We start from the raw sequence: 10,016 nt of genomic DNA, 5'->3' as shown, positions 1-10,016 counted from the left end.
GCATACAATATCTACAACGAAAATTACAGCGATCGGTAACAGAAATACGTAAATCCTTTAAAGGACGATCTAATTTGTCTAATGTGACAGATTTCATATTTATTGCCTCGTTTCTACTTATTTTATATTTACAATCCGCTCTGGATGCGTATATACATTTAAAGATTTATTACGAATAAAACCTACTGTCGTAATCCCTAACTGCTCCGCTAGCTCTAATGCCAACTCAGTTGGAGCGGATTTTGACAATATTACTTCACAGCCAATTTTCGCAACTTTTAATAGAATTTCAGAAGAGATACGTCCGCTAAAGACAATAATTTTATCACCAATCGAAATGTTATTTTTTAAGCAATAGCCGTAAATTTTATCTAAAGCGTTATGTCTTCCTATATCCATGCGGCTTAAAACAATTCCACTCACATCACATAAAGCTGCATTATGAACGCCGCCTGTATGTTGAAACGTAGACGCAGATTCCTGCATATCATTCATTAACCGAAAACAATCCTCGGCAGAGATCTTTACGCGAATATCATTCATTTTTTTCGCAGTCAGCGCATCGTTTGCGAAAACAAACCCTTGTCTACTCATTCCACAACACGAAGTAATATAACGTTTGTTTTGCATGTCACGATAATAAGGATTGATTTTCGTCGTTTTTACATGTACATAGCCTTCTTTTTCTTGCACCCATATTTCATCAATATCTTCATACTTTCGGATAATGCCTTCAGAGGCTAAAAAGCCAATTACCATATCTTCAATATACTCTGGAGTACTAACCATTGTAACAAATTCCTGGCCGTTAATTTTAACCGTTACAGGAAACTCTGTTACAATGCTATCCTCTATATGCTTGAATTCCCCTTGCTCATATTTAAAAATTCCCCGTTCCACCTGAATCGATTTCACGATGAGTATCCTTCTCTCACGTTATATTTTTATCAAAGACAAACACCGAAACTGCAATATCTTCATCCACTTTCATATCAGAAAATAGATGAACTAATTTCGCTCCAACAAGTTCCTCTAAATGCTCACGAGAATTAACAGCATACACTTCTTGAATCATTTTCGTTCGAGCCATATGAACCATTTCCGCACCATCCATCGTTCCCGAAATAAATTTCTCAGTAGGTGTCAAATTCCCATAAAGTGTAGCAATCGCCATATTTTCAGCAAATACAGTATGAATTCGCTCCGGCCCTTTTCCGAATAAATCCTTTCGAAGCTTTCGGATCATATCATTAAATTCATGCACCATTTTTGACATACTCTCATTCCTTCCTAGTTATTCCATCACAACTATTTTAACAAAATAACCATTTCGCCTAAACTATTTAATAATGAGACGAAATGGATCATCTTGTACAATTATCTCAAGTACACAAACAACATATGAAATACTATTATTGTTGCTTATCTATTCTTCTTTTAACCCTTTACCCATACCTTTTAAGAAATGAAGACCAAATCCGATAGCACGATTAATATCTGGATCCTTTAGTACTTTCATAAGATCGAATACCCCAACTTTTTTATTACTTTGTAGATGCTCATTACCTTCTTCCAGCCCTACTAATAAACTACCTACAAGCTTTTTCGTAAGTTCCGGATCAAGTTCTGTTAAAGCTCCTGCAGCGCCCATCATATTATTAATTAAATTTGTAACTGGTTCACGAGTGACCTGCCCTAGAACAATTTTTGCGATTGGTTCTTTCGCTTTCAGCATAGAATTTGCAGCTTCCAGCATCCCAATGTCATTTAGTTCACCTACTATATTAAACATTTGATTTAAAGCTTCTTCATTATTCGCTAGAAGTTCTTTTAAATCTTCGAGTTTTTGTTGTTTGAGTTCTTCCTCAGTTAGCTCCTGCTTCTGAATCGCTTGAATAGGTGCCGCCATATTCTTTTCTCCTCCCTAGTTATCCGTTAAATGTACGTATCCTGGACGAGCCCACTTGCGATTTACCTCAATGCCGTTTTGAGGATGACGCTTTTTATTACGTGGATTCGTTTTTGGCATCGGATTTTCACCTTCTACTTGTAACACTTCCATACGTACTTTCGTTTGTTTATATGCAGGCGTGTTTGTACGTAAGTCAACAGCAGGACCTGTTAAGAAATTAATTGCCGAATCTTTATCCGTCGAGTTCATCGGTAAATACAGTTCATTCGCTTTTACACGATCCGTTACAAGTGCACGTAATTTAAGTGCTCCAAATGGGGAAACAAGGCGTACTAACGAACCAGTTTTCACTCCACGTTCCCTTGCCAATTCTGGAGAAACTTCGACGAAAACACCTGGTACTTTCGATTGAATACCAGTTGATTTATTTGTCATGTTCCCTTCATGGAAATGTTCAAGCATACGACCGTTATTAATGTGAAGATCGTATTCTGCTGGGAATTCAGCAGGACGTACCCAATCAGCTATCGCAAAACGAGCCTTTTTGTCTGGGAAGTTAAATCCATCTTTGAATAGAAGCGGCGTATTCGTTCCATCAAAACTTCCCCAGTGGAAACTGTTCCACCCTTCAAGCACTTCATAGTTTGCGTGTGCGAATAGTGGTGATAAACTCGCCATTTCAGCAAAGATTTCACTTGGATGATTATAGTTCCAGTTTGCACCTAACTTATTAGCAATTGCCTGTACGATCCACCAGTCTGGTTTCGCATCTTCTAGCGCCGGAAGCACTTGATATAATCTTTGTACACGACGTTCTGTATTTGTAAAAGTACCTTCTTTCTCAAGAGATGGCGCTGCTGGTAATACTACATCACCGTATTGAGCTGTTTTAGAAAGGAACACATCTTGAACGACAAAGAACTCAAGACTTGATAACACTTCATGTACATGATTTGCGTTAGAGTCTACAAGGGCCATATCTTCTCCAACAAGATACATAGCTTTCATTTTCCCTTCATCAATTGCGTGAAGCATTTCAATGTTATTAAGACCTGGTTTGTTATCAATTTTCACTCCGTAAGCTATTTCAAATTTCGCACGTTCTACATCGTCAGTAACGTGTTGATATCCTGGAAGCCAGCCCGGAAGTGTTCCCATATCACAAGCGCCTTGTACGTTGTTATGACCTCGAAGCGGATATGCACCAGCACCTGGACGGCGATAATTTCCTGTTGCAAGTAGTAAGTTTGAAATCGCAGCGGAAGTATCTGAACCACCAGTATTCTGCGTTACGCCCATTCCCCAAAGAATACACGTACCATCTGCATCACGAATCATTTCTGCCATTTTAACGAGCGTTTCTTTTGAAATGCCTGTAATCTCTTCTGCATATTCAAGCGTATATTCCGCAAGACTATCTTTGAAATCTTCAAAGAAGTTTACATTCTCGTCGATGAACTGCTGATCGTGCCAACCTTGATCAATCATATATTTCGTAACAGCCATTAACCATACTTGGTCTGTTCCTTGCTTTGGACTAATAAAGATATCTGAACGCTCTGCCATTTCAGTTTTACGAAGATCTGCAACAATTAGTTTTTGACCGTGAAGCTTATGCGCACGTTTCACACGAGTCGCTAATACTGGGTGACCTTCTGTTGGATTACAGCCGACGATAATAACAAGACCCGATTGTGCGATATCTTTAATCGTCCCTGCATCTCCGCCCATACCAATTGTACGGAACAATCCATCTGTCGCTGGTGATTGACAATAACGTGAGCAGTTATCAACGTTATTCGTTTCGAACACTTGACGCGCTAATTTTTGAATAACATAATTATCTTCATTCGTAATTTTAGAAGAAGAAATAAAGCCGATAGAATCTTTACCGTACTCTTCTTTAATAGAGCCCAATTTATTCGCCACTACATGAAGCGCTTCTTCCCAAGTTGATTCAACGAACACTCCATTTTTACGAATTAAAGGTTTCGTAAGTCGTTTTTCAGAATTAACGAAATCCCAACCGAATTTTCCTTTTACACAAGTAGAAATTGCATTAACTGGTGCCTCAGAAGTTGGTTGCACCTTTAAAATTTCGCGCCCTTTCGTCCATACTTCAAACGAACAACCTACACCACAAAACGTACAAACTGTTTTCGTCTTCTTCGTACGAGTGTCGCGCATTGCAGCTTCTACTTCTGACACAGCAAAAATACCGCTATATCCAGGTTCAACCTCTTTAATAAGATCGACCATAGGCCCCATAATATCCGGCTTCAGCCCAGTCATAAATCCAGCTTCACCAAGCATCGATTTCTCCATTAATGCATTACAAGGACAAATTGTTACACATTGACCGCAGCTTACACATGAAGAATCGTTAATATCTACTCCTTCGTCCCAAATAACACGTGGGCGCTCTGCCTCCCAATCAATAGATAACGTTTCATTTACTTGTAAGTTTTGACACACCTCTACACATTGACCGCACGCAATACATTGATTCGGGTCATAGCGATAAAATGGATGGGACATATCAACTTCGCCTGTATCAACTTTTGGTTCGTAAGGATATTTTTGATGCTCAATTTCCATTAATTCTGCCGTATTATGCAATTTACAATTCCCGTTATTGTTGTCACATACCGTACAGTAAAGTAAATGATTTTCTAGTAAACGGTCCATCGCCTCATGTTGTGCTGCCTTTGCACTAATAGAGGACAACTCAATATTCATACCGCTCGTCACTACTGTAGAACACGATCGCACTAGCTTTCCATTCACTTCTACAATACAAGTATCACACGTTTGAATAGGATCCACTTCCGGCACGTAACAAATTTGTGGATGTTCAATTTCGTTCTCATTAATAATGCCTAGTATAGTTGAACCAGGCTCAGCATTATACTCTTTGCCGTCAATTGTAATATGAACCATGCTGTCGTTCATGGTTACTCCCCCTTTTTGAGAATAAAAAAAACTCCACCACGAAAATATACGCACCACATTTTTGGCACGTTATCATCATGGTGGAGTAGTTCATTAGCACATCTTGCTAAAATACCAATCCATTTATTCATAAATAAAATGATAGATTCATAACAGGTCATATCACGATTCCATCTTTAACACTGTAATTATAGCGTTAAATCGAAAAATACACAATATAATTATCATTAAAAAGGACAAAGCACATAATGCTCTGACCCTTTTATTACCTTTCGGGATTATTTTCGGCTGACTTATTTCCCGGTGCAAACCAACCAATTAGTGCGATCGCAACTAATACTCCATAGAAGATCAACGTCCAAGTTGTACTGTGCGGAAAATCATGGTCTAAAATACCAATATCCTCATGAGCCAGTGTAATTACAGCTAATTTGACACCAACCCAAGCAACAATCGCATATGCCGTTGTTTCCAATGCTGGCCGTTTCTCAAGAAGCCCCACAAACCAAGTTGCCGCAAATTTAATTAAAATAAGTCCGGCAATTCCTCCAAGAAGTACAACAATGAACTGTCCTCCATCCATACCTCCGAAATCGTCAAGTGGTGAATCCGGAAGCCCCAGAGCAAGAGCAACTGCGGCTAATATTGAATCAATCGCGAAAGCAAGATCAGCTAATGCAATCTTTCCTACCGTGAACCAGTAGCTTTTACCTGCCGCTTCCTTTTCATCGTCCTCATGAATATTTTGATTGTCTTTTCCGAATTGCGCCTGAATGACATGTTTCAGTCCTAAATAAAGAAGATAGGCTGCTCCTATTGCTTGTATTTGCCAAACATTTGCAATAAATGAAATCGCAAACAGGGCTGCAAATCGAAAAACAAAGGCCATAATGATTCCGTAATTTATAGCTTTTTTCTTCTGTTCTTCGGGTAAGTGTTTCGCAATAACCGCTAGGACAAGGGCATTGTCCGCCGATAACAATCCTTCTAATCCAATTAAAATTAATAATGCCCAAGCATACTCTAGCCATATTGAATCCATCCACTTCTCTCCTTTCTAAAACAAAAATGAGGTAAAGACTTTGCTATCAATAGAATTTCCTATTAGGCAAAATCAAATCCTAAAAATGGCGGCTACAATATTTTAACAGTTACTTTACTGCCCTTTATTTGTTATAAATTGAAATCATTTAATAATCCCATTTTCTAAAATTTTCACGACGGGTGTTACTGTAACACTTGCTTCTGAGAATGCATTTGGCCAATCATTTTCGACTTTTTTCCAATGCTTGTATTGAAAAGCACGTGCATAATCACCAAATCCAAATGGATCTAGTTTCTCACTTTGTATTTTATGTATAAGATTATTGAAATCTTTATGTAACTGTTTCGTAATAAGTGCAGTTAGTTCTCCTTTATCTTTCCTCATATTTACATCAAATGTTCGCTCAGCAATAGCTATCTTGAGATCCAGCTTTATATTGAAAACAAAATGATTTCTATCGTAACGAGTTGAAAGATCCCGCTTTATATCTTGAACATTTATCGTTATAAAGTCCTTCTCTTTTGAATTTCTAAGAGAGCTGTCGGTTTCCACTCTTTTAGCATAAATAGGCATTGTAAGAGAAACTGGCGAATTCACTTTCTTTTTCAGCATAAGAAGTAGCGCACTTTCATGACGATTTAAAGATATCTTATACATTCCACCGCTCGTTAAAAGCGCAGAACCAGTAACTATAATTTCATTTTCCCCTTCTTTTATTTCTGAAATTGCAGGTGTTATTCCCTTATTAAACGTTTGTTGATGGAATTCATGAAATGTAGCAACAGCTGTACGATTGTACAACTTATTCGTCTCAATTAAATCAGTCAAATATTCAGGAAGAGTCGGCTTATCTTTGAAATCATTATGTACTATAGAAGAAACTGATCCTTTTACAGTGACAATACGCATATTTCCTGTATTTTTCGGATCACGATACCATACATCAAGGTAAGGCATCGCCCCTTCTTGTTGTAAAAACTTTTGACTTAATAATATTAATTGTAATTTTTCAGTAGAAACTAACCCTTTACTGGAGCTATTAAACTGTTCTTTCGCTTCCCTTGGTGTATTCACTCGCGCTTCATGCACTTCATACTTTTTTTCAACATCTTCATTAAAGTTAGGCGTTAAGTCGTAAACAATCATTTTCCCTTGTTCATCCATATCAAAACCGTAAACTAACGATATGGACTGTTTTTCTAAGTCAAGCCGATCCCCACAACCTGTCATAAATACTAATAGAAAACCGATCATCGTAAACTTAGTAAACCGCTGCATTTAGTTCTTCCTCCTTTTCCACTGCTGATAGACAGTTATGTACAATAAAAACACAACCGGAAAAAGAACAGCAACGAAATAACTAGTTATCCCCCACAATTCCCTTAACCCATCTATTTGATAAGACGACGGTGTATAGAAGACCCAAAACAAAACACACGCACAAAGTAGAATCAAAATAAACATTGACCCCTCTTTTTTATGAAACAGTTGCTTCACTCCATCCGCCGCGGTAAAAATGTATGGAATACAAGAATCGAAAACAATAAAAAGATAAAACGACAAAAATATTATTTCAAACCGTTCAATAAATGAGAAATGAAGCGGTGTAATTAACGAAAGGGTTGGCCATAAAAATTTCATTATCCCGTCTGGACCAAAATAAACAAAACAAACGAGGGTAACTTGAAGATATATTAACAACGTAATAGCATTAGCTATAATAATACCTTTCCCGGCCGATTGTTTATCATTTAAATAAGGATAAAGGACAAATGCAAATTCAAATCCGAGAAAAGCAAGAATTGTTGATTTAACAGTGTGAAAAACTGGCATGCACCCTTCCTTTAAAAGTGGCAATAGATAAATCCAATGACTATCTTTAAGGGGAATAAATAATAAAAGCGGCATCCAAAGTGTAAAGAAAAAATGAAAGACCGCATAGCGGCTTATAATTCGCGCCCCTCCACGAGCCAACATATACATAGGAATAGTTAATAAAATCAAAATTAAATAACTAGGAGTTCTTGGCAAAATCCATATACGAATAACATATAAAAGAGAAAATACTAAAGAAATAGCTGCAAGCAATGAATATAAAATCCAAATTATCATCCCTATTTTCCCTAGCCATTTCCCTAAATAGCGTGTCAGCACATTCAGTAAAGTATCTCCTGGATGTTTAGCCATAATTTTTACAATACAAAGGCTCACTACCGTCGTTATCGCCCATCCCATAATAACTGAAATCCAACCATCCGTCCCTGCTCCCTGAGCTACCTCCCTTGGAAGTGTCAACAAACCAAATCCGACTTGCACACCGCTAATCGTTAAAATGTATTGTAGTAAAGATATCTCCTGTTTTACACCTGTCTTCACTTCTTGTCCCCTCTTTCTCTCATATCTCCTTGCTGATTTACTTGTTTAGGCTGAAGAGATAACGGTCGTTTCTTTATCACCTTTAGCGGGAAGCGAATAAATGCGTCTTTCAAATCGGAAATACGTAGTGGAGACACAGGGCTACTATACGGAACTCCGAGTGATTCTAAAGAAAGCAAATGAATTATAATTATTGTCATCCCTACCATAATCCCGATGATGCCAAATATAGAAGAGATAACCATCATCGGAAATCGAATTAAACGAACTCCTGCTGACATTTCTAAATTAGGGATGATGAAAGATGCAATCGCTGTAATTGCGACGACGATTACCATAACATTACTTACAATTCCTGCTTGTACCGCTGCCTGCCCAATTACAATCCCGCCGACAACACCTATCGTTTGCCCTATCGGACCAGGAAGCCGAATAGCCGCTTCGCGGAGCATTTCAAGAACTAATTCCATTAATAAAGCTTCTAAAATAGGTGGAAACGGAATTTTGGCACGTGATTCCCCAATCGTTAATAGCAATTTGAGAGGAAGCACTTCATAATGAAAGGAAATCATAGCGATATATAGAGCCGGAGCAAAAATTGCAATAAATAATCCTGTGAGACGAAGTATACGTGTAAATGAGGCGATAGCTGGCCTTAAACTGTAATCATCTATCGTTTGAAAAAATGATGAAAAAGTCATCGGACCAATTAACACACCTGGCGAGCGATCTACAACAATCGCAATTCGCCCCTCCAAAATATGATGTGAAGTCGTATCTGGGCGTTCAGTTATAGAAAATTGCGGAAATAGTGTATACGAATTATCTTCAACAAGCCCCTCTAACGTACCGGTGCTAAGAATAGCATCTATGTTGATTGCTTTTATACGACTCGCCATTTCTCGAATGACTGTTTCATTTGTAACATCTGCTAAATACAACATAAACACCTTCGAAGTTGCCCGCTCTCCAACAGTGAACTCTTTCACCTTCAATTCACGATTTGGAATATATCGTCGAATAAGAGCAATACTCTCGCTAGCTACTTCCGTAAAACCTTCGTGTGAACTTTTCAATGCAGTTTCTGTTGTTGGTTCCTGAATACCCCTCTTAGGTGCCCCCTGCGTGTCTAGCTCTAACACTGTTAACTGGCCATCAATAAACAAAATGCTTTTACCATGTAAAATAGCCTGCTCAATTTCTATCCATTTTTCAACCTTCTTGATTTTCCCGATAGAAATGGACGACTCCCAAAACTCTTGTTCATTCCACTCTTGAAATAAGAGCGGTCGTAAAACATCCGTATTGATAACAGTTTTATCCACTAATCCCTCCATATACACTAGAGCGGCCTCTTGTCCATTTTTTAACGGGAAATTTCTAATTACTAACTCTGGAATTCCGCTAAATAGTTTAGATAATTGCTCTAGGTTTGTAGATATAGAAGAAGAAACCGTACTGTTTAATACATCGTCAGCTTGGTCCTGCGTAGAAAAAGATTTTTCACCTCGTAACCATTTATGAAAAGAGTCCATACATTCACCTTTTTCGTTGTTGTGTTTCATATGGGTTATTATAGATATCTACCGAAAGACATATACTCTTTTCTTGTTATGAGGCATTAATTAATCCAACTTGCAGGCCGAGTTTTGAACACATGAATGATTATCTAAAGTTATCCTCTACAAAATAAAAGGGAAATACATAGTGTATATGTATTTCCCTTTTATT

The 10,016-nt window shown here is 37.8% G+C and carries 9 protein-coding genes and 1 pseudogene; all 10 read right to left on the bottom strand.

Translation table 11 applies throughout. The features are described from left to right. Positions 1-97: hypothetical protein (locus tag V7038_RS27945; protein ID WP_335695968.1), on the bottom strand; the 97-nt coding region annotated here is incomplete at its 3' end. Between the two features lie 20 nt (positions 98-117). Next, positions 118-915 carry a formate dehydrogenase accessory sulfurtransferase FdhD gene (fdhD, locus tag V7038_RS27940; protein ID WP_070139057.1) on the bottom strand — a complete coding sequence of 266 codons (798 nt, stop codon included), beginning with the start codon at positions 913-915 and terminating at the stop codon, positions 118-120. A 16-nt stretch (positions 916-931) separates the two neighbouring features. After that, positions 932-1,276: a DUF2294 domain-containing protein gene (locus tag V7038_RS27935; protein WP_002168730.1), complete on the bottom strand. Its 345-nt coding sequence runs from the start codon at positions 1,274-1,276 to the stop codon at positions 932-934. 150 nt (positions 1,277-1,426) lie between these two features. Continuing rightward, the gene (locus V7038_RS27930) at positions 1,427-1,909 is read right to left on the bottom strand and encodes a DUF1641 domain-containing protein (RefSeq protein ID WP_070139056.1); all 483 of its coding nucleotides are present in this window, start codon (positions 1,907-1,909) and stop codon (positions 1,427-1,429) included. 15 nt (positions 1,910-1,924) lie between these two features. Then, positions 1,925-4,864 (bottom strand): formate dehydrogenase subunit alpha, encoded by a 2,940-nt coding sequence (gene fdhF, locus V7038_RS27925; protein ID WP_335695967.1) that lies wholly within the window; start codon positions 4,862-4,864, stop codon positions 1,925-1,927. Then, positions 4,833-5,025: pseudogene (locus V7038_RS27920) on the bottom strand (hypothetical protein). Before V7038_RS27920 ends, fdhF begins: the two are co-directional and overlap by 32 nt. A gap of 104 nt (positions 5,026-5,129) precedes the next feature. After that, complete coding sequence (locus V7038_RS27915; RefSeq protein ID WP_002202537.1) at positions 5,130-5,906, bottom strand: TerC family protein; 777 nt, start codon at positions 5,904-5,906, stop codon at positions 5,130-5,132. Positions 5,907-6,050: 144 nt separating this feature from the next. Beyond that, on the bottom strand, positions 6,051-7,187 hold the full coding sequence (locus V7038_RS27910; protein ID WP_199692769.1) for a Ger(x)C family spore germination protein: 1,137 nt from the start codon (positions 7,185-7,187) through the stop codon (positions 6,051-6,053). After that, complete coding sequence (locus V7038_RS27905; RefSeq protein ID WP_335695966.1) at positions 7,188-8,285, bottom strand: endospore germination permease; 1,098 nt, start codon at positions 8,283-8,285, stop codon at positions 7,188-7,190. It abuts the gene before it with no gap. Continuing rightward, the gene (locus V7038_RS27900; protein WP_199692791.1) at positions 8,282-9,820 is read right to left on the bottom strand and encodes a spore germination protein; all 1,539 of its coding nucleotides are present in this window, start codon (positions 9,818-9,820) and stop codon (positions 8,282-8,284) included. Before V7038_RS27900 ends, V7038_RS27905 begins: the two co-directional genes overlap by 4 nt. Between the last annotated feature and the right edge of the window lie 196 nt (positions 9,821-10,016).

It is taken from the genome of Bacillus sp. JJ783, assembly GCF_036963225.1.
GTDB classification, from domain to species: Bacteria; Bacillota; Bacilli; order Bacillales; family Bacillaceae_G; genus Bacillus_A; species Bacillus_A cereus_U.
The sequence above is the reverse complement of the archived record's forward strand: the minus strand, read 5'-3'. Positions and strand labels throughout refer to the sequence as shown.